Source organism: Leptospirales bacterium (assembly GCA_019694655.1).
In the GTDB taxonomy this organism is placed as follows: Bacteria; Spirochaetota; Leptospiria; order Leptospirales; family Leptonemataceae; genus SSF53.
On record JAIBBN010000001.1, the window covers coordinates 459,538 to 484,308 of the forward strand.

At 60.1% G+C, this 24,771-nt stretch carries 23 protein-coding genes; 5 read left to right on the forward strand and 18 right to left on the reverse strand.

All coding sequences use genetic code 11. From position 1 onward, the window contains the following. Window positions 1-2 precede the first annotated feature (2 nt). Window positions 3-503 carry a hypothetical protein gene (locus K1X75_02175; protein ID MBX7056845.1) on the forward strand — a complete coding sequence of 167 codons (501 nt, stop codon included), beginning with the start codon at window positions 3-5 and terminating at the stop codon, window positions 501-503. A gap of 90 nt (window positions 504-593) precedes the next feature. Here K1X75_02175 and purE read toward each other — a convergent pair whose 3' ends face one another. The 5 genes from purE to K1X75_02200 all read right to left on the reverse strand — a co-directional run bounded on the left by purE (window position 594) and on the right by K1X75_02200 (window position 5,463). After that, complete coding sequence (gene purE, locus K1X75_02180; GenBank protein ID MBX7056846.1) at window positions 594-1,079, reverse strand: 5-(carboxyamino)imidazole ribonucleotide mutase; 486 nt, start codon at window positions 1,077-1,079, stop codon at window positions 594-596. A 20-nt stretch (window positions 1,080-1,099) separates the two neighbouring features. Continuing rightward, a complete protein-coding gene (locus K1X75_02185) occupies window positions 1,100-2,245 on the reverse strand; it encodes a 5-(carboxyamino)imidazole ribonucleotide synthase (GenBank protein ID MBX7056847.1) in 1,146 nt (381 codons plus the stop codon). A gap of 75 nt (window positions 2,246-2,320) precedes the next feature. Then, complete coding sequence (rsgA, locus tag K1X75_02190) at window positions 2,321-3,421, reverse strand: ribosome small subunit-dependent GTPase A (GenBank protein ID MBX7056848.1); 1,101 nt, start codon at window positions 3,419-3,421, stop codon at window positions 2,321-2,323. Window positions 3,422-3,478: 57 nt separating this feature from the next. Continuing rightward, window positions 3,479-5,125, reverse strand: coding sequence for a chaperonin GroEL (gene groL / locus K1X75_02195; protein ID MBX7056849.1), 1,647 nt, complete (start codon window positions 5,123-5,125; stop codon window positions 3,479-3,481). A gap of 50 nt (window positions 5,126-5,175) precedes the next feature. Further along, window positions 5,176-5,463 (reverse strand): co-chaperone GroES, encoded by a 288-nt coding sequence (locus K1X75_02200; protein ID MBX7056850.1) that lies wholly within the window; start codon window positions 5,461-5,463, stop codon window positions 5,176-5,178. Window positions 5,464-5,683: 220 nt separating this feature from the next. On the opposite strand from K1X75_02200, the gene K1X75_02205 reads away from it, so the two are divergent. Next, a complete protein-coding gene (locus tag K1X75_02205) occupies window positions 5,684-10,075 on the forward strand; it encodes a DEAD/DEAH box helicase (protein ID MBX7056851.1) in 4,392 nt (1,463 codons plus the stop codon). 22 nt (window positions 10,076-10,097) lie between these two features. Here the strand turns inward: K1X75_02205 and K1X75_02210 are convergent, their stop codons facing one another. The 7 genes from K1X75_02210 to K1X75_02240 form a co-directional block, all read right to left on the reverse strand. After that, the gene (locus tag K1X75_02210; GenBank protein MBX7056852.1) at window positions 10,098-10,586 is read right to left on the reverse strand and encodes a hypothetical protein; all 489 of its coding nucleotides are present in this window, start codon (window positions 10,584-10,586) and stop codon (window positions 10,098-10,100) included. A 109-nt stretch (window positions 10,587-10,695) separates the two neighbouring features. Continuing rightward, window positions 10,696-11,271, reverse strand: a complete 576-nt coding sequence (locus tag K1X75_02215; GenBank protein ID MBX7056853.1) for a hypothetical protein — start codon at window positions 11,269-11,271, stop codon at window positions 10,696-10,698. Continuing rightward, complete coding sequence (ligA, locus tag K1X75_02220; GenBank protein MBX7056854.1) at window positions 11,253-13,256, reverse strand: NAD-dependent DNA ligase LigA; 2,004 nt, start codon at window positions 13,254-13,256, stop codon at window positions 11,253-11,255. The genes K1X75_02215 and ligA overlap by 19 nt, the downstream gene beginning before the upstream one ends. Before the next feature lie 44 nt (window positions 13,257-13,300). Continuing rightward, window positions 13,301-13,789, reverse strand: coding sequence for a transcriptional repressor (locus tag K1X75_02225; GenBank protein MBX7056855.1), 489 nt, complete (start codon window positions 13,787-13,789; stop codon window positions 13,301-13,303). A 48-nt stretch (window positions 13,790-13,837) separates the two neighbouring features. Beyond that, entirely contained in the window at window positions 13,838-14,494 is a 657-nt protein-coding gene (locus K1X75_02230) for an SGNH/GDSL hydrolase family protein (GenBank protein ID MBX7056856.1), read from the reverse strand. Between the two features lie 75 nt (window positions 14,495-14,569). Further along, a complete protein-coding gene (gene thiL / locus K1X75_02235) occupies window positions 14,570-15,472 on the reverse strand; it encodes a thiamine-phosphate kinase (GenBank protein MBX7056857.1) in 903 nt (300 codons plus the stop codon). Continuing rightward, on the reverse strand, window positions 15,469-16,452 hold the full coding sequence (locus K1X75_02240; protein ID MBX7056858.1) for a hypothetical protein: 984 nt from the start codon (window positions 16,450-16,452) through the stop codon (window positions 15,469-15,471). The genes thiL and K1X75_02240 overlap by 4 nt, the downstream gene beginning before the upstream one ends. Window positions 16,453-16,566: 114 nt before the next feature. Here K1X75_02240 and K1X75_02245 point away from each other — a divergent pair, with 114 nt between their 5' ends. Next, window positions 16,567-17,946 (forward strand): DUF1343 domain-containing protein, encoded by a 1,380-nt coding sequence (locus K1X75_02245; GenBank protein MBX7056859.1) that lies wholly within the window; start codon window positions 16,567-16,569, stop codon window positions 17,944-17,946. On the opposite strand, the gene K1X75_02250 is transcribed toward K1X75_02245, so the two are convergent. From K1X75_02250 to K1X75_02275, 6 genes are read right to left on the reverse strand one after another with little or no spacing between them, the layout of a single operon-like run. Further along, window positions 17,940-18,698, reverse strand: coding sequence for an ABC transporter ATP-binding protein (locus tag K1X75_02250; GenBank protein MBX7056860.1), 759 nt, complete (start codon window positions 18,696-18,698; stop codon window positions 17,940-17,942). The two genes, K1X75_02245 and K1X75_02250, sit on opposite strands and share 7 nt — an antisense overlap. Next, window positions 18,691-19,776, reverse strand: a complete 1,086-nt coding sequence (locus tag K1X75_02255; protein MBX7056861.1) for a hypothetical protein — start codon at window positions 19,774-19,776, stop codon at window positions 18,691-18,693. Before K1X75_02255 ends, K1X75_02250 begins: the two co-directional genes overlap by 8 nt. Continuing rightward, on the reverse strand, window positions 19,773-20,174 hold the full coding sequence (locus K1X75_02260) for a hypothetical protein (protein MBX7056862.1): 402 nt from the start codon (window positions 20,172-20,174) through the stop codon (window positions 19,773-19,775). The genes K1X75_02255 and K1X75_02260 overlap by 4 nt, the downstream gene beginning before the upstream one ends. Before the next feature lie 4 nt (window positions 20,175-20,178). Then, the gene (locus K1X75_02265; protein MBX7056863.1) at window positions 20,179-20,814 is read right to left on the reverse strand and encodes a hypothetical protein; all 636 of its coding nucleotides are present in this window, start codon (window positions 20,812-20,814) and stop codon (window positions 20,179-20,181) included. Then, entirely contained in the window at window positions 20,811-23,333 is a 2,523-nt protein-coding gene (gene ccsA / locus K1X75_02270; protein MBX7056864.1) for a cytochrome c biogenesis protein CcsA, read from the reverse strand. Before ccsA ends, K1X75_02265 begins: the two co-directional genes overlap by 4 nt. An 18-nt stretch (window positions 23,334-23,351) precedes the next feature. Continuing rightward, window positions 23,352-23,798 (reverse strand): cytochrome c maturation protein CcmE, encoded by a 447-nt coding sequence (locus K1X75_02275; protein ID MBX7056865.1) that lies wholly within the window; start codon window positions 23,796-23,798, stop codon window positions 23,352-23,354. Between the two features lie 121 nt (window positions 23,799-23,919). On the opposite strand from K1X75_02275, the gene K1X75_02280 reads away from it, so the two are divergent. Together K1X75_02280 and K1X75_02285 are read left to right on the forward strand one after the other, a co-directional pair. Then, a complete protein-coding gene (locus K1X75_02280) occupies window positions 23,920-24,138 on the forward strand; it encodes a helix-turn-helix domain-containing protein (GenBank protein MBX7056866.1) in 219 nt (72 codons plus the stop codon). A gap of 70 nt (window positions 24,139-24,208) precedes the next feature. Then, window positions 24,209-24,715 carry a LysM peptidoglycan-binding domain-containing protein gene (locus K1X75_02285; protein MBX7056867.1) on the forward strand — a complete coding sequence of 169 codons (507 nt, stop codon included), beginning with the start codon at window positions 24,209-24,211 and terminating at the stop codon, window positions 24,713-24,715. The last annotated feature ends 56 nt before the right edge of the window (window positions 24,716-24,771 follow it).

Genomic DNA, 24,771 nt, shown 5'->3' on the forward strand with positions numbered 1-24,771 from the left:
CCATGGCCACACCAGTTGAAGTCCACGCAGACCAGAGTCGCCGGGACAATTTGCGCGAATTGCGCTACGCTGGCATTGCCACACTGATTACCCTGGTGCTGGGCTCTGGGTTGTATCTGGCAACGCCAAAGGTCCGCGAGGAAATGGCCGCGCGGGACACGGCGCTGCACCATGCGCGCCAGTTCAACTTCGCCAATGGCAGCGGCGAAATTATATATTCGGTTACAGCCGAAGGCGGCCAGGCGCAACAGGAGCGCTACCGGCAGGATCTGGAACTGCTGCAGCGGCGCTTTGAGCGCGGTCAATTTGCAATGGCAACCTTGCCGGGCATGGAAAATTCGGCCGAATATAAGGCGATGACTCTGCAGGCCAGCGCGCTGCGCTATTCAGTAGAAACGCGTCCCGGCCAGGTCGTTCTGGCGATCCGCGCTCAAAACGGCGCCGCCCAGGCTGCGGTGCAGGCGTATCTGAAATTTCTGGAAACGCGCTGGCAATTTCGTTAGCGAAAGCAGTTCGCAGTTTTCGCAGCTGATCCGGCGAAGGCGCGCCGGCATAGCGACCGAGCCGCCGCCCAATTGGAAATTACTACAGTATTACAGAAGATTCTTATATCCTCTGGATTCCATTTCGCCGGCCTGCTGCAGAACCGCATCGCGCTGCGCCTCGAGAAATCGATTCATCTTTGCCCGGAGCGAATCGTCCTGAGCGGCAAGGATGCGCACCGCCAGCAGACCGGCATTGCGAGCCTGATTCAGCGCGACAGTCGCCACCGGAACGCCTGCCGGCATCTGCAGAATGGACAGGATTGAATCCCAGCCGTCGATCGAATTGGAAGAGCGAACCGGCACGCCGATGACTGGAAGCGCAGTGTAAGCAGCGGTCATGCCCGGCAGGTGCGCTGCGCCGCCGGCGCCAGCGATCAGAACTTTCAATCCTCGTTCTGCGGCGCTCTGTGCGTAGTCTGCAAGACGATGCGGGGTGCGGTGCGCCGAGACAATTGTCACCTCATGGTCGATCCCAAATTCTTCCAGCGCGCCTGCAGCCTCAGCCATAATGGCGAGGTCCGACTTGCTGCCCATGATGATTCCCACCTGCGCAATCATTGTTCCGCGCCCTCTACCTGAATCATGTCTCGAATTTGCCGTGCGCGGGCGATGGCTTCCTGCGCGCTGGCCGCAACTACGGTAACGTGACCCATCTTGCGATAGGGACGCGTCTGACGCTTGCCATAGAGGTGGACATGGACCCCCGGCCAGGCAAGGACTTTTTCCAGACCCTTATAGCGAACTGCGCCGGAGGCGCCACTGGCGCCTAACAGGTTGATCATAGCAGCCGGCTGGCGCAGGCGGCAGTCGCCGGCCGGCAGGCCAAGGATAGCGCGCAAATGCTCCGCATACTGCGAACTGTTACAAGCTTCAATTGTATGATGACCGCTATTGTGCGGGCGCGGGGCCATCTCGTTGATTACCAGTTTGCCATCGCTCAGCAAAAACATCTCCACCGCCAATAGACCTTCGATCTGCAGCGCCTCGGCGGCAGCGAAGGCAATCTGCATGGCGCGCCGCTCTTGATCGGAGCTGATCGAAGCCGGGGCAAAGAGCAATTCTACCAGGTTCGCCTCCACGTGAAATTCCATTTCGACCGCCGGGAAGGAGGCCAGGCCGCCATCGGATCGCCGGCTAACGATAACCGCGATCTCCTTTTCAAATGCGGCCAGCCGTTCTACTATCGAAGGGGCGTCAAAACCGCGCTCAATCTCATCCGGCCCGCGCAAGACCTGCACGCCGCGCCCGTCGTAGCCGGCGCGCCGCAGCTTCTGTACCAGCGGAAACCAATCACGCAATTCGCGCAAGTCTTCGCGCCGCTCAATCGAGTGGAACTCGAGCGTCGGAAGTTTGTGCTGAACATAGAATTGCTTCTGGGCCAGCTTGTCCTGAATGAGTGCGATAACTTGCGGCCCCGGTCGCACAACCTTGCCGCGCGCCGCCAGCAACTCCAGGGCGTCGCAATTCACATGTTCGATTTCGATAGTCAAGAGGTCGCAGCGTTCGCCAAAATCGAGCACCGCCTTTCGATCAGAGACCGCCCCGTGGACGAAGCCCTTCAGGAAACTGCAGGGCGCCTCGGCGTCGCCGTCCAGATAGAATGGTTGCAGACCCAGCTGCAGGGCCGGCGCCAGCAGCATGCGTCCCAATTGGCCGCCGCCCAGCACGCCCAGTTGCACATCGCTGAAGCGCGGACTCATCTGCGGTCAGTGCGCCGCGCTGCAGAGCGGCGTCGACCAAGAACCGGGCAGGGTCAGCAGGCGTCCAGGGCCGGTCTATGATTGCTGTTTGTAGCTCTGGCGCAGCGACTTGTGGATCTGTTTCCACTTTCGTTTTTCCTCCATTTGTAGCGTGCGGTCTTGCTGTCGCGCGTGGTAGCGTTCTTCGGCCAGTAGCTTCTGGTAGCTGTGCCAGCGTTCTGTGGCCAGAACGCCGTCAAGCAGCGCCTGGCGTACGGCGCAGCCTGGCTCCTGTTCATGGCTGCAATTCTCGAAGCGGCAGTTGGCAGCCAGGGTCTGAATTTCAGGGAACTGCGCCGCCAGCGAATCATCGCCTGCCAGCAGACCGAATTCGCGCATCCCCGGCGTATCCATCAGATAGGCGCCCCAGGGCAACCGGAAGAGCTGACGGCGCGTGGTGGTGTGTCGGCCGCGCTGATCGCCAGCACGCACCGGGGCGGTACGCTGCTGCTCTTCGCCCAGCAGCTGGTTGAGCAATGTCGACTTTCCGGCGCCGGAGGAACCCAGCAGCGCAACCGTTTCGCCTGGCTGCAAGTAGGTCTTCAGGGCTACGAGATTGTGCGCCAGGAGCGCACTGATAGCGAGGACAGGCGCGTTTGCGCTGATGGCGTTTACCTGATCCTGGAAATTGGAGATCGTCTGCGCTTCGTGCTGATCGGCCTTGTTCAGAACGACAACGGCGGCGATACCATCCTCGCGACACTGAACAAGGTATCGCTCCAGGCGTCGCAAGTTGAAGTCGCCATCCAGGCCGCAGAGACAGAGCGCCCGGTCGATGTTGGCCGCCAGGGCTTGCGGGCGCGCGCCGCGACCGGGCTGCTTGCGACGCAACAGATTGCGTCGCGGTAGAATGGCATGTGCAATGCAAAGATCCTCATCGGCCTCCTGCACCGCCAGCCAGTCGCCGCTCACCGGTCGCTCGTCTTCGCCAAGGCTGTGCAATAATCGGCCGCTGAGCAAAACGCGGCGCAACGACATCGCGGATGGATCGGAGAGGATGCTGCCGCCCTCGCCATCAAAGCTGCACAGTCGCGCAGCTTGCAGCGGCATCGCTCCCAGCGATTGGCTGCACGCTTCCAGCTGCGCTTGCAGCTGCTGTTGCCATTGAATCAGTCTGGGATCGTCGGAGAGTTCCATAGCAAAAAAAAAGGGCGGCCCTGAGGTCGCCCTTCTCCTGCGTACTGGAGTGGTCGATCAGAAATCGCCCATGCCACCCATGCCGCCCATTCCGCCCATGCCGCCGCCCGGGGCTGCAGCCTCTTTCTTCTCCGGCAGATCGGTAATGCTGACCTCGGTGGTCAGTACCATGCTGCCAATGGAAGCGGCGTTTTGCAGCGCGCTGCGAACGACCTTGGCCGGGTCCAGAATGCCCGCTTTGGTGAGGTCTTCCCACTGCAGACTTGCTGCATTGAAGCCCATAGCGCCTTTTTCCTGCATTGCGCGCTGGACTACAACGCTGCCTTCGAGGCCGGCGTTCTGTGCAATCATGCGCAGCGGCTCTTCCAGAGCGCGGTAGATGATCTCGGCGCCGGTTTTCTCGTCGCCATCCAGCTTGATGTCTTTCAGCGCCTCGCGTCCGCGCAGCAATGCAAGTCCGCCGCCCGGCACCGTGCCTTCTTCCACTGCCGAACGAGTAGCAGACAGCGCATCTTCAACGCGCGCCTTCTTCTCTTTCATTTCGACTTCGGTAGCGGCGCCCACATGGATGACCGCCACGCCGCCGGACAATTTGGCCAGGCGCTCCTGCAGCTTTTCGCGATCATAATCGCTGGTCGTATCGTCGATTTGCTTTTTGATCTGCGCGATACGGCCCTTGATATCAGCCTGCTTGCCAGCGCCTTCGATGATCGTGGTGTTTTCCTTGTCCACAGTCACTTTCTTGGCTTTGCCGAGTTGCGATACATCGGTATTTTCCAGCTTCAGACCAAGGTCTTCGCTGATTACCTGACCGCCGGTCAGAATGGCAATGTCTTCCAGCATCGCTTTGCGACGATCGCCAAAGCCTGGCGCTTTCACAGCGCAAACTTTGAGGGTCTTGCGCAGATTGTTGACCACCAGCGTGGCCAGCGCTTCGCCTTCGACTTCTTCGCTGATGATGATCAGCGGACGGCCGCCCTGCGCTACTTTTTCCAGCAGCGGCAGAAACTCGCGCATGTTGGAAACTTTCTTCTCGTGGATCAGGATGTAGGGATCCTCAAGAGTGGCGACCATTCCTTCCGGATCGGTCACGAAGTAGGGCGACTGATAGCCGCGGTCAAATTGCATGCCCTCCACGACTTCCAGCGTGGTGTCGATGCCCTTTGCTTCTTCCACGGTGATGACGCCGTCCTGGCCCACCTTTTCCATAGCATCAGCGATCAGTTTGCCAATCTCGGCGTCATTGTTGGCCGAGATCGATGCAACCGAAGCGATGTCCTGCTTGTTCGAGCCGACATCTTTGGACATCTTCTTGATTTCGCCAATGACGACGTCGACGGCTTTGTCCATGCCCCGCTTGAGGTACATTGGATTGGCGCCAGCGGCCACGTTTTTCAGGCCTTCGTTTACAATCGACTGAGCCAGAACGGTAGCCGTCGTCGTGCCGTCGCCAGCCACGTCGTTGGTTTTGGTAGCTACTTCTTTGGCCAGCTGCGCGCCCAGGTTTTCGAAATGGTCTTCCAGTTCGACTTCCTTGGCTACGGTGACGCCGTCCTTGGTTACAGTCGGAGCGCCAAATTTTTTGTCGATGATGACATTGCGACCGCGCGGTCCAAGCGTTGCTTTGACTGCGTTAGCCAGTTTGTTTACGCCAGCCTGCAGCTTGCGGCGGGCATCTTCATGAAACTGCAATTGTTTCGCCATTGCTGTTCTCCTGTATTGCTTGTTGCTGAAATTTGCTTAGCAGCGGACGATCAGCTAAGGATCGCCAGAATATCGCTCTCACGAACGATCAGGAAGTCCTGTCCGTTGTGCTTGATCTCGGTTCCCGAGTATTTGCCGTAGAGTACACGATCGCCGGGTTTCACATCCATTGCGATGTGCTTTCCGTCTTCGATTCGTCCCGGTCCTACAGCCTCGACCTTACCCTCTTGCGGCTTTTCTTTGGCCGTATCCGGAATGAAGATCGAGCCGACTTTTTCTTCGGACGCGTCGAGCGGTTTGATCAGAACCCTGTCAGCCAGCGGTTTGATGGCCATGATGGTCCTCCTCCCTTACCTATCAAAATATTTGCATTTCTGGCAATCGGTCTATCAGACTGCCAGATCTTTGGACAAGAAGCGCAAGGCTGTTGCGAGGTCAAGACATTTCTGGCAATCGATCGATCAGGGCGCCAGAATTCATGGAAAGATCCCTGCTGTGGTACGTACCACGCAAGCGCCAGGATCTTGACAGAAAACCAATCGTTTGTTTAGTGCTTCTGTGGATAAGGCTCTGATTCCCTTTTCGCCGCTGGTGCGCCAATGGTTCGAAGCGCGCTTTGGCGGGCCAACGGAGGCGCAACGGCTGGCCTGGCCAGCTATCGCCAGCGGCGAGCATGTGCTACTCAGCGCGCCGACGGGCAGCGGCAAGACGCTCAGCGCCTTTCTGTGGGCCCTGGACTCTCTTTTTTCTGGTCGGTGGGGAGGGGGCGAGCTGCGCGTCCTTTACCTCAGTCCGCTGCGCGCTCTGGGCGCCGATATCGAGCGCAATCTTACGGAACCGCTGCGCGAACTCTACGCCATGCAGCAGGCGGAGCTTTCGTCTGCAGTTCCCGTGCGCGTAGCTGTGCGCAACGGCGATACGCCGGCAGCTGAACGGCAGCGGCAATTGCGCAAGCCGCCAGAGATTCTGATCACAACGCCGGAGTCGTTGTTCATCATGCTGACGGCGCGTCGCTCGCGAAACTTGTTCGGCGGCCTCTGCTGCGTGATCATCGACGAGATCCACGCTCTGATTGGCGACCGTCGTGGTTCGCTGGTCTCCGTCTGTCAGGAGCGACTCTTTGACCTTGCCGGCGATTTTCAACGCATTGCATTGTCGGCCACGACGCGGCCGCTGGAGTCGGCGGCCCGTTTCGCCGGCGGATACGTTGAAAGCGCAGGAAAGTTCACGCCGCGACCTGTGACAATCCTGCAGGCTGCTGGACAGCGACCGCTCGAGCTGCGGGTGCATGCCGCACCGGAGGCGCAAGATCCAGAAGCCGATACGGCGCCAGAAGCTGTCTGGGATCGGCTGGCGCCTGAATTTGTCGCAAGAATCAGAAAAAATCGAAGCACGCTAATTTTTGTCAACAGTCGGCGTCTGGCCGAACGGATCACGCGCAGTATCAACGAGGTCGCAGGGGAGAACCTGGCGCTATGTCATCACGGCTCTCTATCGCGAGAACTGCGACATGCTGCCGAAGAGCGGCTTAAATCTGGCCAATTGCCGGCAATTGTCGCCACCAGCTCGCTGGAGCTGGGCATAGATATTGGCGCCGTCGATGAGGTTTTGCTGCTACAATGTCCGCCGACCATTGCTTCGCTGTTGCAGCGAGTTGGCCGCAGCGGACGCAGTATGGAGCAGACGTCGCGCGGCCTCATTTTCCCCGCTCACGACCTGGATTATCTCGACGCAGCCGTTGCTGTGCGCGCCGCGTTACAGGGCGAGATTGAACCCATCGGCGTCATGCAGTCGCCGCTGGACGCCCTTGCGCAGATTCTTGTGTCCTTTGCCTGCAGCGGCGAACAACCTATGGAAGAGACCTATCGCACGCTGCGGCGTAGCGACGCATATCACTCTTTGAACCTGCGGCAATTCGAGCTCTGCCTGGAGATGCTGGCTGGACGCTATGAATCAACGCGCATCCGCGAGTTGCGACCGCGGATCGCCAACGATCAGGAGCGGCGCGTTTTCATGGCGCGCGAGGGCGCCGAACGAGTGCTTTATATGGCCGGCGGCATGATTCCCGACCGCGGCTACTTTGCATTGCGCACTTCGGAAGGTCAGAAGCTGGGCGATCTCGATGAGGAGTTTGTATGGGAACGCAGCATAGGGGAAGTGATCGCATTTGGTCGGCGAAACTGGCGCATTGAGGCAATCACGCACAATGACGTCATGGTGTCGGAAAGCGCCGCGCGTTCCAATATCATCCCCTTCTGGAAAGCGGAAGACCAGGATCGTTCCTTTGCTACGGCCGAACATAGCTTGCGGTTTCTCAGTCGCGCAGCGGCCGAAATCGACAGTCCCGACTTCTGTCAGTCATTGGAGCAGGAGTATGCCATGGCGCCGGAGGCTGCAAGCCGTCTCTGCGCATTGTTGCTCCAGCAGCGCCTGGCATCGGGAGGCGCTATACCGCATCGGCACTGTGTACTGTTCGAATCGGTTCAAAGCGGCGGGGAGGGAGAGGCGCGGCAGGTTTTTGTGCATACCTTTTGGGGCGGAAAGGTCAATCGGCCCTTTGCCCTTTTGCTGCGCGCCGCGTGGCGAGAGCGCTTTGGCCATACGATTCAGACGATGCACGATGATCGCGCTGTAACGCTGATCCTGCCGCTGGAGATTAGCGCTGCGCAATTCCTCGATCTGGTCCAGCCGCAACGAAGCCTGGAGCTGCTGCAAATGGCGCTGGAAAATAGCTCCCTTTTTGGCGCGCGATTTCGCGAGGCGGCGGGGCGCTCGCTGCTGTTGCCGCCGCGCGGCTTTGGTCAGCGCTCGCCGCTGTGGTTCACGCGCATGCGCGCCAGCCGCCTGCAAAACGCTGTGCGCGCGTCCGGCGACTTTCCGGCGATGATTGAGGCCTGGCGAAGTTCGCTGCAGGATGATTTTGATCTGCCTTCGTTGGAGCGCCTGCTGGGCGAGCTGAAGACCGGCGCCATTGCAGTCCATGCCTTCCACTCGGGCGCGCCCAGCCCCTTTGCCCGCAATCTGGCGTGGCGTGAGACCAACTACTTCATGTATCAGGATGATCGGCCGGAGCGCGACCAATCGGCCTCGCTGCAGCGCGCCTGGATCGATCAAGTTGCCGGGGGCGCGCCCCCTGTTTCTGAGCAGCTTGTTACCGAACTGGAAGAGCGCCTGATGCGTTTGCGGGTCGGCGATGCACCGCAGCCAGGCCTTGAGCTTTTTGAGTTCATACGCGACCTTGTGGCCGTCAGTGCTGTCGAGTGGCGAAAGCTGGCTGCTGCCATTGAGCGCGATCATGGAACAGAAGAGCTCCTGGCAATCGATGATCAGGGGTCGCCCGTGGCGCGCGTCGACGACCTTCTGGTGCATCAGCAGTGCTATGCCCGGCTGCAATCGCTGATCGGCGATTCGTCCGCAACCCAGCAGGCAGGCGGCGAGGCGTCTGGCGAGTTCGTCGCCTGGCTTGAAGAATGGATGCGTCACCGCGGGCCGCGAAGCGTAGCGCGACTGGCGCGCGAACTGCACCTGGACACTGGCGCGCTGCGACGGGCGCTCCTCAAGCTGCAGCAACGCGGCCTTGTGTTGCGCTTTAGCGCGGCGCTGGAAGGCCAGGATAGCGCCGAGTTTTTCTGTGATCGACAAAACTTTGAGCGCCTTTTGTATCTTGGACGACGACAGGCGCGCGCCCGCATTCCTCATTTGAAAAGCGCTGAGTGGTCGTACTTTGTGCTGGATTTGCAACGCGGAGCGGACTTGCGACAGATTCTGGAACGTCTCTTCGGCTATCCGGCGGACGCGGCGCTCTGGGAGGATTGGATTTTTCCAACGCGGCTCGAACACTATGACGCGCCCGAACTTGATGCTCTGCTGGCCAACGGCGATCCGCACTGGTTTGGCGTTGCGCAACGCCGCCTGGCCTTCAGTTTTGCGGCCGATCGCGAGCTGTTTGACACAGCCCAGGGCAGAGATTCAGCAGAGGGAGCGGAGGCGACGCCGTCGGCGGATGGCGTGGAGCAAGCGTTGCTGCTCGCGTTGGGCGAGGAAGGCGCGCGTTTTGATCTGAAGAGCATTGCCCTGCGCAGTTCACTTTCGATGGCGACGGTCGAACAAGCGCTATGGCGCCTTTGCTGGGAAGGTCAGGTCGTCGTTGAGGGCTTCCATGCGGTGCGTCGCGCGATTTCAAGGAAGTTCAAATTCAGTAGCGAAAGGCGCGATGCTTCGATTGAAGGCGGAGCGTCTGTGCGGTCGTCGGCCCCCTTGCGCTTTGCTTCACGCTGGAGCGCCTCGCAAAGTCTGGCGCAGACCTGGCGACGTCTTCCCCGGATAGTAGAGGAGAGCGATCCCTGGCGGGCTGAGGAAATTGCCGAGGCGCGAGCCCGGCAGCTGCTCTTGCGTTACGGCATCGTATTTCGCGAACTCTGCGAGCGCGAAACGGCCGCTGTGCAATGGCGGCATATTTCACGTTCGCTGCGCAGGCTGGAGCTGGCCGGGGAGGTTGTGGCCGGCGACTTCATTCGAGGACCGACGGGCATGCAGTTTGCCAGTCACGAGGCTTTACGCCTGCTTGAGAGCCAGAGTTATCGCCAGCCTGCGTCCTTTCTGTTACACGTTGCCGATCCAGCTTCGCCGCTGCGGCTGCTGGACGACGAGTTCAGGGATCAAGCTGCGGCAATTCGCGGCGATGCCTGGCGCTTCTTTTGCCGGGGGCGATGTTGCGCGCTGCTTGTGGGGGGCGGCCGAAGGCTCTGGCTGTCAACGGACTGCGACCCGGCTGATGTTGCCGAGCTGGCCAGCGCTCTGCATCGAATGCTGAAGCGGAGAGCGCGATCGCCTGGTCGTCTGCGCATTCTCGAGATCAACGGCGCCCCGGCGCTAAAGAGTAAATGGGCGGAAGCCCTTATCGCCGGCGGATTTCGGAGGGACTACAATGCTCTCAGCCTGCATCGCTGAAGGATTCTCGATAGGCCAAAGATCAGCGCTCGATGGCTGTGTTGCTTTGCTGATATTGCCGGCAATCCTGCCATGCTGCGACGATGGCGTTGGCATCGCTGCATAGATCAATCATGGCTCGCAGGAAAAGAGCGGCTTCGCGGCGTTGCTCGAGCTGACCCTCCTCGGCCAGCAAGCGCCGCATCGCAGCGCCAAAAATGCTGCGTGCAAAGTTACGATTCGCTCCATTCTTCAGCCGGGGCGTCACCATCTCGCGGACAAAACAGTAAGCTGCGTTCCAGAAATTCTCGCCGTTGGATTCCAGCCGGCGACGCTCCTCAAGAGTCAGAGTCTCCAGATACAGTTCCAGCAGGGCAATGCGCGCGGCGCGCTCCTTACCCACTGCCGCAAGGCTCTGGCGGTAGAGCGACGAATTTCGGCCGCTTTCCAGAAAGCAACGCCAGCCCTCCATGCTGCTCTGGGCGATCAGCTGCAGGCGTTCGCGGGTCTTTTCTTCTTCTAGTTTTTGCATCGCCAATTGCAAACCAAGCGACCGCTTATCCGGCCGTTTCAGTAATATGACGATACATCTTTACAAAGACGGATCAACAGTTTTACAGAAGTCCTGAAAAAAAAGGAACTCAGGGCGACGATGGCAACGATTGGGGCGACTTCGCTGCACCTGCGCCGTCGGAATCGGGTTGCTGCATTGGATTGGACTGGATCCAGGCGCGATAACTGCCATGGACGTAGACCAGCGCTCCGCCGCTGCTGCCAGTTCGCAATGCCAGCGCCAGTCCGGGAAATGTCGAAGCGGCCAGCAGCAGAGCGGAAACGGCCCCGCGCGCAAAGCCCTTGCGCCAGGCGACAAGCCACACAAGGAGCGCGACGCTGGCCGCAGCCAGAAGCAAACCGCCATCGAAGGCGTGCCGCTCTAACGCTTCCTGTGCTACCAGAGGCTCAACCGCCGGCGCGGCTTGTTCGCCGCTCCACTTTGTGAGAACAAGGCTGGCAACCAGCAGCAAATGCAGCAAAAGCAACAGATTCCACAGCGTCAAAAGTCGATGACCGACAATTTGCAAAAAGGCCGCCGCCAGCGCTGCCACAGGAATCAAGAAGGCCAGCCCCAGCGGCAGGTGGACCAGCAAAGGGTGGCAGGGCAGCTCGGCGCACAGCATCAGCCAGCGTGTCGGCCAGATCAGCTGGCGCCGATCCATTTCAGGAATTCGGCCTCGCTAACTACCTGTACTCCGAGTTCCTGGGCCTTGTTCAGCTTTGAGCCGGCATTGGCGCCGGCCAGCAGGTGCGTGGTGCGGGAGCTGACCGAACTGACCACCGCTCCGCCTCGCGCCCGAACTTCGTCCATGGCCAGATCGCGAGGCTTGAAGCGCTCGAAGCTGCCAGTAACGCACCAACTCTGGCCGTCGAAAATTGCCGGCAACGCAGGTCCCTTTTGGGTTGCCGCGGCCTCCAGCTGCAAGCCGGCGCGACGCAATTCCTCGATGAGCGCCAGCAAGTCCGGACTGCGGAATTGCTCGATGATGGCCTCGCTGGTTCGCGGCCCAATGCCGTGAATGAGATCGAGGCGCGCCAGGGCATCCTCAGCGGCAGCCAATTGGACGATCCGGTCCATACTGTTATATCCATTGGCAATCAGCAGTTCGGCGACGCTCGGGCCCACCTCGCGCAGACCCAGCGCCGGCAACAAACGACGGAAGGGCTGCTGCTTCGACTGCGCGATGCCATCCAGCAACAATTGAACGGATTTCTTGCCAAAGCCTTCGATTTCTTCCAATTCTTCACGCCGCGCCTGCAGACGGTAGATATCGGCCAGCGATTGCAGATAGCCGCCCTCGAAAAGGACAGCGGCAACCCTTTCGCCAAGACCGGCGATATCCATCATCTTGCGACTGGCAAAGAATACGATGCGATTGAGCGTCTTGCCAGCGCAGAGCGGATTTGGACAGATCCAGTCGACTGCATCCTCGTCGCGTTGCAGCCGCGAGCGGCAGGCCGGACACTTTTTCGGAAACCTGTAGGCCGGCCCTTTGCCTGGGTCGACGACTTCTTCCACTGCGGGAATGATTTCGCCGCGCTTGGATACGCGAACGCGCGAACCGATGCGAACGCCCAGACGTTCAATGTAATCAGCGTTATGCAGGGTTGCAAAACTGACCGTGGTCCCGGCAAGTTTGACCGGCGAAAGCTCGGCGCGCGGCGTAACCCTACCGGTACGGCCGACAGCAGCCTGGATATCCAGCACCGTCGTCTCGGCAATTTCCGGCTCGAACTTCAGGGCCGTCGCCCAGCGCGGCGATGCGCTGGTGGCGCCAAGCGCATCGCGCAAGGCAATTGACTCAACCTTGAGCACCAGGCCGTCCACCGGCATGGGCGCTTGATCGCGTTTCGCTTCGAATTCGGCGATGACCGTCGCCAGCTCGGCGGGGCCTGCGCTGCGATTGTCCGCCGAAATCGGCAGTCCCAGCTCCGCCATGCGCTGCAGTCGCTCGCTATCCAGTTGCGAGGTATCCTTCGCAAGTATGCCCTCAAAGGCCAGCCAGCGCAGCGGTCGGCGGGCAACCTCGCGCGATTTCTTGTGCTTCAAAGAACCGGCGGCCAGATTGCGCGGATTGGCATAGACGCTGCCGTAGGCCTCGTTGAAGGTCTCAAAGTCGGCATAGGTCATGTATACCTCGCCGCGGGCGATGAGATCAACTTTGGCATGCAATCGATGCGGAATGTTACGAATGGTCAGAGCGTTGGCGGTGACCTCATCGCCAATCTGTCCCTGGCCGCGCGTGACGGCCCGAATCAACGCGCCTTTCTCATAGTAGAGAACCAGGGTCGCGCCGTCTATTTTCCATTGCACGCTGAATTGTTTGGCGCCCTCCTCCGACATGCGCTGCGCCCACTCCAGGGCCTCGCCCGTGGAGTAGGTATTAGCCAGCGAAAGCACCGGAATACTATGTTGGAACTTAGGAAAATCGCTGTCCAGATCGGAGCCCACCAGCCGCGTCGGAGAATCTTTGCTGACCTCGGCCGGGTTTTCGCGCTCCAGGACTTGCAGTTCTTCCAGCAGTTGATCAAAATCGCGATCAGAAATCTGCGCCTGATTCTTTACGTAGTAGAGATGCTGGTGATGGCGGATTTCGTCTTCCAGCTCGCGCATGCGCCTGGCAATCTGTGACTTCCGGGTCGCCATCGATTCATTCGCGGCTGCGACGCCAGGGGCGCCAGAGACGCGTCCTAATCCTCTTCTTCGTGCTGCTGGCGGCGCGCGCAGGCGCCCTTTTCTTTCCAATCCCGACAGCGGCCGTAGAGATTCAGCGAATGCTCGGCTAGATCGTAGCCGTGTTCACTGGCAATCTGGGTCTGCAAATCCTCAATCTTTTGGCTTACAAACTCGTCGATTCGGCCGCAGTCCAGACAGAGGATGTGATCGTGGTGTTCATGTCCGGGGATATGCTCATAGTAGCGTGCATTCTGGCCAAAATTGTGTTCGGTCAAGAGCCCGGCTTCCACCATGACCGAGACAATGCGATAGATTGTCGCGCGTGAGATCTCGCCGCGCCTTTCCTTCAGGGTCTCCGCCAGACTATCTACAGTGAAGTGCTCATGTATCCCGAAGATTTTTTCCGCTACCAGCAAGCGCTGGCTGGTGATCTTCAGGCCCTTGCGTTTCAGGTAGTTCGAAAAAACTGCCAGTTGTTTATGGATATCCGCCGGCGCAGCCACGAAGGAGACCTTCCCAGCTCCGGCTCAAGCGGCAATGACTTTTCGGCGTCATGGACCGGTCTGCAAATTGCGCGCCATTTCTGCGGCGATCAAGCGGTAGCCATTGCTTGTAGGGTGCAGGGGGTCGTCGCCAAGGTAGAGCGGCGGCGCAGGCGCGGCGGAAGCAAAGGCCGCCTCCAGATCGATCAGCCTGACCCGCTCCGGCAGAGGCGTTGCGCGCAAAGCGGCATTGTTGCGAGCAATCGAGGGGCCCAGCGATTCAATCAAGGTCAAGGGCATCAGACAGTAATAGACCGTCGCCTGGCTGCGCAAGCGCAGGTCTGCATGAAAGTTCTGGTAGTGCGCTAGAAAGAGTTCGGGTCCATATAAGAACGAATCATTGGTCCCCAGCTCGACCACAATCAGATCCGGCGGTCCGGAGCGCATTTCATCGAAGGCCTCATCCAGTCGTCCGGTCCAGGTCAGAAAATCGCGATTGATTACGCCGCGGTGGGCCACGACCCAACCGGCGCCCAGCTTCTCCTGCAGATTGAAACCTTCGGAGAAGTCGGTCAATGAATCGCCAATGATCAGCACGCGATAGGCGGCGGCAATGGCAGCGAGATCCAGCGATGGATTGCCGCCGTCCCGGCAAGCGGCAATGCCTCCGCCGAGCAGCAGAAAATATGCCGCAAGAAGGCGTCGCCCGATCTGCCGCGGTCGCATGGGCCATTGTCGCCAGGCTTGTGGGCCGCGTCAATTCTGCAGAATGCGTTGCGGCCCCTGGTCGAACTCGAGGCCCTAGAAATGCTGGAAGGATGCCTCCGGCAGGGGCGCCTCGCATCCTTCCGAATCGAACAACGCAAGGGCCTGGTCCCCTGCCTGCCTTGCGCTGACAGTTCCAATTTCAATGAGTCCTTCGCTTCGCAGCTCGTCGCCGCCGGCGGCCAGCAGCGCCAGTTCTTCGCCGCTGAGCAAAGCCAGCTCTGGTCCGGCAAAGGCGGCAAGCGGCGCGGGCAGCGGCAAGGCATTCAGCTGGATCCGCAATTGCACGCCGCTGGCCTCGGCCATGCGCGGCGCGTCGCTGAGCAGACCATCGCTGATATCCATCATCGCATGGGTTGCTGCCAGCGCGGCCAGACGCGGGCCAAGGCGCAAATCGGCGCGCGGTTGAAGATGCTTGCGGCGTGCGGTAGTTGCGATTTCCGGCGGCAGCTGTAGCTCGCCAGAGAGATTTCGGTAGCCGGCCAACGACCAGCCCAGCGGCGCGCTGAGCCACAGTCGGTCGCCGGGCTTTGCGCCGCTGCGCAGCACGATTCGTTTTGCCCGACCGGCCATGGTCAGCGAAAGAAAGAGTTTGGGTGCGCGAAACGTATCGCCGCCAATCAACTTACAGGATATGGTTTGAAGTTCAGCAAGCAGCGCTTGTGCGAAGCGCTCGGCAAAACTGCCGCTGAGTACAGGGGGCAGGCCCAGATTCAACAGGCACCAGGCCGGAGCGGCGCCGCTGGCATTCATATCCGAGGCATTGCACTGGACCAGCTTGATGGCTATGTCTTCCGGCGAGGACCAGTCGCGTCGAAAGTGAACGTCCTCAACCAGCGCATCGGTGGCGATCAATTCGGCAGGCAATACCGGCGCACAATCATCCAGTGCGACACTGGCAGCGCCATGGAACAATTCGATCAGTTGCGCCTCTTTCATCGACGTCCCGGACTGTCGGCCAGCGCCGCTGATCGCGATGCATCGCCAGCCAGCAACGCCGGCAGCCAGCGAAATAGCACGCGTCGTCCCTCGGCCTGCAAGGCGCCGCTAAGATTGCCCGCTGCCGGCCATTCCCGCAATGGTTCGATGCCTGAGCCAAACAGCAGCTGATCCAGCGATGCCGGCTGACGGTTCCCCTGCGCCTGACTGCGCGACTGCGGGCCGGCAGCTTCATAAAAAAAGAAGCCTTCCAGCAAGGCCAACGCCGCCTCTTCGGGGTGAAAGATTCGGCGCGCATACGGCTGTACGAGGCGCTGGATCATGCGTAAATCCAATCCGGGTCGCGAGAAATCTTTCATTAATACCAAGCGCAATCGGCTGCGCAACTGGCTGTATCGTTGGTAGAGCGCACGCAGACGATCGAAGAATTCGGCCGCGAGGCAACGTTCGGAATCCAGATTGAGCACGGCGAGCTCGGAGCGCGTACTATTTTGCTGCAGGTCAGATTCCAGCGCCTGTATGATTTCCGCAGCATTGCGAAAATCGCTACGTGCATCGTATCCGGCGAAACGCAAGATCTGCCGAAACATCTGGCGCAAGGAGGGGTCGTCTTCCACCAGGATTGCCTGGCTTTGCGGCCATGCCAGCGCCAGTTCCGGAAAGACCATTCCTTGCTGTTCCTGGTCGATCTTCCACAACGCGGCCAGACCCATATTGCGCAAGAGTTGCAACTCGGGGGCGCCCAATTCTGGAGTTGCAATCGCCACGGTCGGAACATTCCAGGCCAGCGATTCGGCGACCTGGTCCATACTGGCATCTGCAAGGTAGGCTGGCGGACCGGCGATCGCGGCTGCATCGATTCGGTCGATGCTGCGATAGCATTCCAGTCGTTCAATTGCGTAACGCGCCGTGCGCGCTGCGGCTGGCGGCAAGGCCAGGGACAGAACCAGAGGATAGGCGTTTTTCGATTGCGGCGCCATTGTTCAGCAGGTGTGTGAGCGTATCCTTTGCCGCAGCGGCCAGGAAATTTCGCAATCATGCAAGCGCTCAAGAGCCGGCCAGCACTGTCACCGAAAAAGCAGCTTCCGAACCGGATGCTCCTCGCCGGCCGCAAGCCTGTACTGTACGTCAGCCTGCTGCTGGCGGCAACGGGCGGCGCGCCCCTGGCCTGCTGCCAGCAGCAGGCAATCTGGCGCGGCCTGGACTTCCCACAAACCGAGTCGATTTTGAAGCTGGAAACTCTGCAAGGCGAACGACTCTATCGCCTGCCGCGCTGCTGCTGGCCGGAGGACCCGGTACAGGGCGCCGCGCTTCCCGATCGTTCGCGTGCGCCGCTCTACACCGGGCTGGATGCGATCAGCCAGGACAACTTTGCACTCTTGCGCTACAGACGCTTTGCATTGCTGACCAATAGCAGCGGTCGCGATCGCAATTTGAAATCAGGACTGGAGTTGATGGTCGAAGCGGGCGTTCGTCCGGCGCTGCTCTTTGAACCGGAACATGGGCTCTACGGTCATCTGGATCGCAGTCTCGCCTCTCGGCACAGCGATCCGCGCTACGGTATTCCGGTTCGCAGTCTTTACTCCAGCGTCAAACGCCCGTCTGCGCAGGAACTGGACGGCATCGACTTGATTGTGGTAGATCTCGACATGCTTCCGGTACGCTGCTACACCTACGTTACCACGCTCAGCTATCTGATGGAGTCCGCGGCCGCACTCGGCATGGAAATGATGGTACTCGATCGGCCCAACCCCTACGGATTCTGGCGCGCCAGCGGCGCCTTTCTCCAGGATGGTTATCGCAGTTTTGTGGGAGAGGCGCCCACGCCCTTCCTGTATTCGCTCACTCCTGGAGAATACGCGCGCTATCTGGCGGCGATGAAATTGCCCTCGCTGCAGTTGAGCGTCGTGGAGGTTGCTGGCTACCAGCGCAGCCATACTGATGCGTCGCTGCGCCGCAGCTGGATCAATCCCTCGCCCAATATCCCCTCTCTGGAGGCGGCCCTGGTATACCCCGGAATGGCGCTCTTCGAGGGACTTGAGTTTTCGCTGGGACGCGGAACTACGCGGCCCTTTGTCTACTCCGGCGCGCCCTGGCTGGATTCGCAACGTGTGGCGCGCGAGTTGCGCGCCCTGCAACTGCCGGGCGTCCAAATTGGCGAAGCCGCCTTTGAACCGCAGGGCAGCATCTTTGCCGGTCAGACTTGCCGCGGCCTGCAGATTACGCCGGACAGCGCCGATTTCGATCCACTACGTACTGCTTATGAATATATGCGCATCATTCATAGGCTTCATCCCGAACATTTCAAATTGCGCCGGACCGAGGACGGACGCTTCTGGATGGATATGATCTGGGGCGGCCCCGGATTTCGTGAAGCGGCGCTTGCGGACATGGATTTCGACAGCTTTCGACGCAGCTGGGCGGGCGACGGAGCGCTCTTCGAAGAATTGACCGCACCCTATCGTCTCTACTGATCCGACGAAAGTGCATTGCCGAAGAGCAGCGTTCGCACCTTCTTGCGGGCGGCCTCGTTAAAACGTACTCCGTCGATGCTGGCCATGACGCGGCCATTCCTCAAGAACATATAATGCAATCGATCCGCATCCAGGCGCATCTCTTCATGGGTTGCCGCCAGTACTGCGCCGCCTTGCTGCAGGTAGCGCTGCAGCTCGGCCTCCAGAGCGCCAGCCCCCTCGCGATCCAGATTTGCGGCCGGTTCATCAAGAAGCAGCAGGCGCGGCCCAGTGCATAGAGCGCGCGCCAGCGCCAGCCGCTGTTGCATGCCTCGCGAATAAGAGCGCACACGATCCTTGCGCCTCGCCCACAGGCCGAGACGCTGTAGCAGATCATTAGACTCTTGCAGTCGAGTGCGGTCCATGCGAGAAAAATGCAGCGAGAGGAAATGCCTCAGATTTTCCTCGGCGCTCAGATCCATGTACAGTCCGGGGCGATAGCCAACAAAGCCGCAGGCAGCGTGGAGACGCCGCCGCTCGGCCAGCCCATCCAGCCTTTTCCCCAGAAAGTGGATTTCGCCGCTTTGTGCTGCAAAGCGCGAAAGAATGACCCCCAGAAGCGTGCTTTTGCCGGCGCCGTTTGGGCCCATCAGCAGCAGGCATTTGCCGGAGTGCAGCGTCAGATCGCAGGCCTCCAGCGCCAGGCGCGGACCATAACTGTGGGCAATTCCTCGTAGTTCCAGAAGCGGCGGCATGACCGACATCTCAAGCATCCCGGCGTCGGCGCGCGCCAATTGCAGCCGTCACAGCGACCAGCAGCAGCAGGGTCAAAAGTGCAGTAAGCACGCCGAGGGTGGCCCGTTTCCAATCGCTGAAGATCGGGTTGGTTGCCTCGCCGCCGCCTTCGAACAAGGCCGTGCCGCGGGAGAAATCGTAATGAACGGACTTTCCCTGCTGGTATACGACGCGCAGCGCCTCGCCAAGGCCAGGGGCTTGTTCCGAATGAACGCTTAGCGCGCCAGAAACTTCGGGTCGCGCGTCGGCTGGCTCAAAGAAAACGACGCGGAAAGCGTGCGGCGTGGTCGGGCGCCCGGGATCCAGCGGCAGCTGGTCCTCAAATGACTCAGCTTCAATGAGAAAGGAGACGATCAATTGCGAGTCGCCCGGTCGAAACATGCGCTGTAGTTTGATGCGGCCGCCTTCGGCGGGGGCCTGCAGGCGCAGCGGCAGAGGCATCGGCGATCCGGAATACTGCAGACCGCCTTGCAATTCGCTGACCTCCGCCGGAATGTAGATTTGAAAATTGCGGGCGTCGTAGCTGCGCGGCGGTTGCGATTGATTGGCAATGACGTGGATCAGGTCGACGCGCAGCCCGCGATTGGTTTTGGTCACGCGCATCGCTGCAGTGACGAAAACCTGTTCGGCAGGCGCGCCGCTTTCATAGACCACAAGTTGCTGCGGCTGTTGGTAGCTCTGCGGCGTTGGCGGCAAGAATAGACTGTAACCTTCGCCTTCAAACTCGGCGCGCAACAGGTAGGGCCCGCGTGGCGCCGGCAAGTTCGCAAAAACAAAGTTTGGTCCCGCATCTTGCTGCGCGGCAATAGCGCTCATCCCGCGCGTTGGATCGAGGACGCTCAGGTTCTTGACGCGAGCCCCGCCGCCGCGCGTGCCGTTGCGGATCTGGCCGCGCAGCGTAACGCTGGCGGCGCCGGGCGCTTGCGACTCGGGCGGCGAAGCGGGACCGCCGGACATTGGCTGCGCTGGAAGTATCTGCAGCGCTGCAAAGCTCAGCAGCAAGAACGCAAGAGAGCGCCGCCGAGCGGCGGGAAGCATGCGGCGCTGGATGCTCATGCGGGGCCTTCTGGCGCCAGGCCACAGCGCAGGCAAAGTTGATCTTCGCTCCGATTGCTCATGGCGCAGTGCGGGCAAAACCAGCCGCGTCGATGACGACGAAGACCGCGCCCTTGTATGGCTGCCGGCGGCGCCTTGATTCTACTCTGCCGCAGCGCTCCCAGAGCCTGGGCCGCCGGCTCTGCCAGCTGTTGGTATTCCTGATCGCTGAGCTTGCCATGCTCGCGTTCGATGCGCAAATCGCGCAGGTTTTCCAGGAGCATGCGTTCCTGAATTGCATCGCGGGCAAGGCTGCCTGGCAATGCAGCCGCTTTCAGCGGCCGCAGTAGCGGCCAGAAGAGAATCAGCAGCGCGCCGGCAAAAGCCAGGGAGAAGGGAAGAAGATACCAGGCGCTCACCTTTTCAGCGCTCCAGATCATCCAGCTGGCGATCGATCTCGCTTACTGCAGATTTGTCGGATCCTTGCAACGCGCGTTGCTTGCGACCGTCGCTTCCTCCGGATGTGGAGTTCAGTCGACGACGGTTGCGCGAATGCCAGAAGGCGATCAGCAGCGCGGCGGCGCCCAGCGCAGCCACAACAAGTCCCAGCAGCGGCGTCCACGATGCGTGCGCACGAATGCGCGGGCCGTAGCCGCGCACCAGCTCCTCGGCCAGATCGTTGCGCCCGGCGGCAATCATGCTTTGCACCTCGACGTTGCTACGAATCCCGGCGCCAAAGCCGTGATCCATGGCGTCTACGATTTGCTCGGCGCTCAAACCGGCGCGAATTCGGTCTTCAATGAAGCGGCGAACCGGTATGCCCCATGGACACTCCACATGCGGGCAAGAGCTCAAAACAAAATGACAGCCGCACTGGCAAATCAAAGCATCCGAAACCGCGTTGAAAGTTCGAATCTGCGCCGGTTGGGTGAGATCGGTATAGACGTTCTGTCCGCGCAGGGCCTGCAGCCAGAGCGGACTGGCCAGCCAGAGTCCGGCGCCAATCAACGCCAGGCGCCAGAGGCTTCGTGCGCGGAGTACAGCCAGAGCTGCCTTCATGATGGATGACGCTCCTTTTCGCCGAAGGGTAGAACGATCAGCAGTCCGCTGAAGAAAAAGAGCAGCGAACCAAGCCAGATGAACTTGACCAACGGATTGATCCATACCTCCAGAGTCGCGGTAATCCGCCGCGGAAAGAGCAGGTCCTCGGCCAGCTCGTTCTTGCCCATCGGATGAAAAAAGAATACTTCGTAGGCGTGGTTCAAATCCGGATTTCTGCCGCTGGCTGGATCGAAGATAGCGCCCAGCTGGATGTACAGATCCTGGTTCCATGCCGAGCGAATGTCCGGCTTGCTTGTTGGCTGATGAAGGGCGCGTTCGCCTTCGCGGACCACATCGCCGCTGGCCGGATCAATCTGCGGATGAAACTGGCGTTCGGTGCTCATCCGTCCATCAACTACGATTCCGCTCAGAACCTTGATCAAGCGCGCGGCGCGCGAATGTTGGCGATTGGCAAAGTCAAATGAACTTTCGCCTTCGCGCGGAACCTCCGGCAGTCGCGGTTCGCCTTGCTCGCGGACCAGATAGTGCGCCTGCTGGCCAATGGTAAAATCACGAGCGCTGCTGTGATCGGCATTGTCCTTCCAGACTGGATGCAGGAAGAGATCCCGCGCCTCAATCTCGTAAGCGTCCAGGTAGGCCTTGTCGCCGCTGTAGTAGCGCACCAATCCGCTGCCTTCTTCGTAGGGCATGCGCACATAGTGGAACTCGAATTTGTCGGTTTGCTTGAAACTACCGCCGGAGTAGCCCACGAACAAGAAGACAATCGCCAGATGTGCAAGGTATCCGCCGTAGCGCCGCTTGTTGCGCAGCGTGAGCAGGGCCAGCGCCCGAAAAGGATTCTCCTGGAAGCGCGCGATGCGCGATCGAGCCCCCTGCCAGAATTCCTGAGCCAGGCCCCAGAAGACAAATACAGCAATGCCCACAGTCAAAATAGAGAATATCTCGGCGACTACGCCTGGGCCCCAGCTGCTGGCATCGGCATTCTCACCGCGCGTAAAAAGCAGGCCATAGCTGGCGCCGAAGAGACTGGCCGCAACAATGCCGGCCAGCAGCGGCCAGCGCAAGGTTCGTTTCCAGACGGACCAGGCGTCCTTGCGCCAGGAAAGTAAAGGCGAAGCGCCCATCAAAAACAGCGTGAAAAGGCCCAGTGGAACCATCACCTTGTTGAACGCGCTCTGCTTCCATTCGACCTTGTTACAAACGAAGCCATGGTCAAAGCTGCAGTCGATGGGCAGCAGCGGCGAAAAGACGCCCACCAGCACGATCAAAGTGGCCAGCGACATCAAGAAGTTGTTCAGCAGCATGCTGCCTTCTTTGGATGTGATCGCCTCCATTGCCTGATCGGGGCGTAATTGTCGGCGCATGAAATACACATACCGCAGGTAGAAAAGAAAGCTAAGACCAATGTAGATGATCAGCGGCTTGCCAATGCTCGATTCGGCAAAGGTATGCGGTCCTTGAAGGATTCCGCTGCGCGTAATCCACGTTCCCAGCAGACACATGTGGTAAGTCAGCGTTAGAAGAACGATGTTCCAGAAACGAAGCATGCCGCGACGATCCTGGACCAGCAACGAATGCAAGAAGGCAGTGGCTAAGAGCCAGGGCATCAGGCTGGCGTTTTCTACCGGGTCCCAGGCCCAGTATCCGCCCCAGCCCAATTCTTCGTAAGCCCACTTGCTGCCCAGCAGGATGCCTGTGCCCAGAAAGAACCAGGAGAAAATCGTCCAGCGACGAACCGCTGGCGTCCAGTCCTGCTTCAGGCTGCGCGAAAGCAGAGCGCCCATGGTCAGCGCAAAGGGAATAGCAAAGCTTACGTATCCGACATAAAGAATCGGCGGATGAATGATCATCGCCCAGTGCAGCAGCAGGGGATTGAGACCGCGGCCGGCTGCCATCGCGCCGCCGTAGCTGCGAAAGGGCTGGGCATCATCAAAATAGACTGAAAGAATCGCAAAGATCAGCTGTAACAGGCCCAGGGACAGTAGCAGCGGAGGCGAGCTTCGATCGTTGTGGCGCCACTGATAAACGGCGACCGCGCTGAAAAACGCCAGCAGCATATTCCAGAAGAGCAGACTTCCGGAAGAGCCAGCCCACGCCGCAGTCAGTCTGAAAAAAAGCGGCAGATCGCTGGCGCTGTGCGTGACCACATAGTGGTTGCTCAGGTCGACAGCGACCATCATCGTCATCAAGGTGAAGAAGGCAAGAGCCAGCAGCGCTGCGTAGGAGTAGAAGCACTGCCGCGCCAGAGCAAGGGCGCGCAGCTGGTAGTTCAATCCAATGCCCTGCAGCACGCCGCGCTGCAAGCCGCCCAGCAGTTTGAGCGCCAGGCGCGCAAAGCGCGCCGCCAAACGCCGCCGGCCGCGGACGCCTTGCACGGCATCGATCCACTCCAGTACAATCGATCGCGTCAGGTTGCGCGCCGTCTTCAAGTTGAGCGAGAGCGAGGAAAGGAACAGACCCAGCAAGCAAACTGCAGCCGCGGCAACCAGGACGATCGCGCCAAAACTATTCATCATGCGCTGCGCCGGCCTCGCTCAATAGCTTTGAGCCGGGACGCTGGCGGCGTCGTAGCCGGTTTGCTGCAACCGTTCGGCGTGCTCTGCTGAATATTTTGAGGCGCACTTTGCTTCCACCTTGTGCGAGACCAGGCGGCCCTGCTCATCAAGCATCCCATCGACGCGCACCGCCGCCCCGTCATTGAAGGTATCCGGCAGCTGTGTGTTGCCGTCGTAGCGCACCGGAATATCGCTGCCGTTCAGCGTAACGACGAAATCGGCGCGGTCGCCCTGGCGCAGAATGCTGCCGCCTTTCACAAAGCCCCGAACGCGAAGCTCCCGCTGCTGGTAGCTCGATGCATGGGCGACTACTTCACTTGCATCGACTACGACAACCGCATCCGGTCGGGCGCCGCCGACCGTCAGGGCGAGGGCCAGCAGGGCCCCGGCGATCACCAGGAAAACTACGATAAAGCGGGCCTTCACCGGGCCAGCCTGTCCACCGCCCCGGCGACAACAACCTTTTTGTTCATCGCTTCGCTTGACGCTTTCGCGGCTGAACATCGAAACAGGAAGGACCGCAAGCGGCGCCTGGGAGGTTTCGGTCATGCGCTTTGATGGAACTGCAGTCAAACGGCTGCGCGAGGAGAAGAACTGGACGCAACTGGAAGTGGCCCGGCGCCTCGCTGCCACCGGAAAGTTCCGCGGCCATACCCGGCAGCGAATCCACCAGATTGAATCGGGCAATCATGCCTCGGCGCGTACGATCTGTGCGTTGTGCGAGGTGTTTGAAGTCAGCCCCAACCTGTTCTTTGTAGAGAATTGAGTCCGCTCTGGCTGGCTTCAGAGCAAATTAGTGATTGCCGCCGGCGCCTGATTTTCAAGAAATCGAAATCATGGCCAAGAAAAAGGCAAAATCACAAGCTCGACCCGTCGCAAAGAAGGCCGCCAGGAAGAGCAGCTCTCGCACCCGCGCTGCAAGCGCTCCCCTCGTTGAGGAAAGCTCCCAGTTTCAACCGCCGCCAGCGCCCGCCGCGCCGCCGGTCAAGAATCTCACTCCGCGCATCGCCATCATTGCCGGCATTGTATTGCTGCTGATTCTGGTGCTGTATTTCAACAATCGAAACAAGAATGCGCCGCCGGAAGGTTCGGATGCAGCGCTGAGCGAAACTGCGCCGGCGCCGGCCGAAAGCACGCCGCCAGCGCCGACGCCCGCCCCGGCCGCCGAAGATTCGCGAGTCCCTGCTGCAGATCGCAGCTATACTGTCAAAGCTGGCGACACAGGTCTGAGAATTCAGCGCAACACCGGCGTTCCCTGGACGCGTATCGCCGAACTGAATCACCTCGATCCATCGGGAAGAGGACTCAAGCCAGGTCAGACGCTAAAGCTGCCGCCGCGTTAATTGCAGTCTGCCCGAATGATAGCGGCCATAGAGGCAGCGCCGCTTGCTGACGCCGA

What these genes read in the sequence shown, in the direction of transcription:
- rsgA (MBX7056848.1), bottom strand. Translation starts at nt 3,421, where the DNA reads ATGGAACTCTCCGACGATCCCAGACTGATTCAATGGCAACAGCAGCTG.
- K1X75_02245 (MBX7056859.1), top strand. Translation starts at nt 16,567, where the DNA reads ATGCTCCTCGCCGGCCGCAAGCCTGTACTGTACGTCAGCCTGCTGCTG.
- K1X75_02210 (MBX7056852.1), bottom strand. Translation starts at nt 10,586, where the DNA reads ATGCAAAAACTAGAAGAAGAAAAGACCCGCGAACGCCTGCAGCTGATC.
- K1X75_02250 (MBX7056860.1), bottom strand. Translation starts at nt 18,698, where the DNA reads ATGCTTGAGATGTCGGTCATGCCGCCGCTTCTGGAACTACGAGGAATT.
- K1X75_02185 (MBX7056847.1), bottom strand. Translation starts at nt 2,245, where the DNA reads ATGAGTCCGCGCTTCAGCGATGTGCAACTGGGCGTGCTGGGCGGCGGC.
- purE (MBX7056846.1), bottom strand. Translation starts at nt 1,079, where the DNA reads ATGGGCAGCAAGTCGGACCTCGCCATTATGGCTGAGGCTGCAGGCGCG.
- thiL (MBX7056857.1), bottom strand. Translation starts at nt 15,472, where the DNA reads ATGAAAGAGGCGCAACTGATCGAATTGTTCCATGGCGCTGCCAGTGTC.
- K1X75_02285 (MBX7056867.1), top strand. Translation starts at nt 24,209, where the DNA reads ATGGCCAAGAAAAAGGCAAAATCACAAGCTCGACCCGTCGCAAAGAAG.
- K1X75_02215 (MBX7056853.1), bottom strand. Translation starts at nt 11,271, where the DNA reads ATGGATCGGCGCCAGCTGATCTGGCCGACACGCTGGCTGATGCTGTGC.
- K1X75_02240 (MBX7056858.1), bottom strand. Translation starts at nt 16,452, where the DNA reads ATGGCGCCGCAATCGAAAAACGCCTATCCTCTGGTTCTGTCCCTGGCC.
- K1X75_02280 (MBX7056866.1), top strand. Translation starts at nt 23,920, where the DNA reads ATGCGCTTTGATGGAACTGCAGTCAAACGGCTGCGCGAGGAGAAGAAC.
- ccsA (MBX7056864.1), bottom strand. Translation starts at nt 23,333, where the DNA reads ATGATGAATAGTTTTGGCGCGATCGTCCTGGTTGCCGCGGCTGCAGTT.
- K1X75_02175 (MBX7056845.1), top strand. Translation starts at nt 3, where the DNA reads ATGGCCACACCAGTTGAAGTCCACGCAGACCAGAGTCGCCGGGACAAT.
- K1X75_02255 (MBX7056861.1), bottom strand. Translation starts at nt 19,776, where the DNA reads ATGAGCATCCAGCGCCGCATGCTTCCCGCCGCTCGGCGGCGCTCTCTT.
- K1X75_02230 (MBX7056856.1), bottom strand. Translation starts at nt 14,494, where the DNA reads ATGCGACCGCGGCAGATCGGGCGACGCCTTCTTGCGGCATATTTTCTG.
- groL (MBX7056849.1), bottom strand. Translation starts at nt 5,125, where the DNA reads ATGGCGAAACAATTGCAGTTTCATGAAGATGCCCGCCGCAAGCTGCAG.
- ligA (MBX7056854.1), bottom strand. Translation starts at nt 13,256, where the DNA reads ATGGCGACCCGGAAGTCACAGATTGCCAGGCGCATGCGCGAGCTGGAA.
- K1X75_02265 (MBX7056863.1), bottom strand. Translation starts at nt 20,814, where the DNA reads ATGAAGGCAGCTCTGGCTGTACTCCGCGCACGAAGCCTCTGGCGCCTG.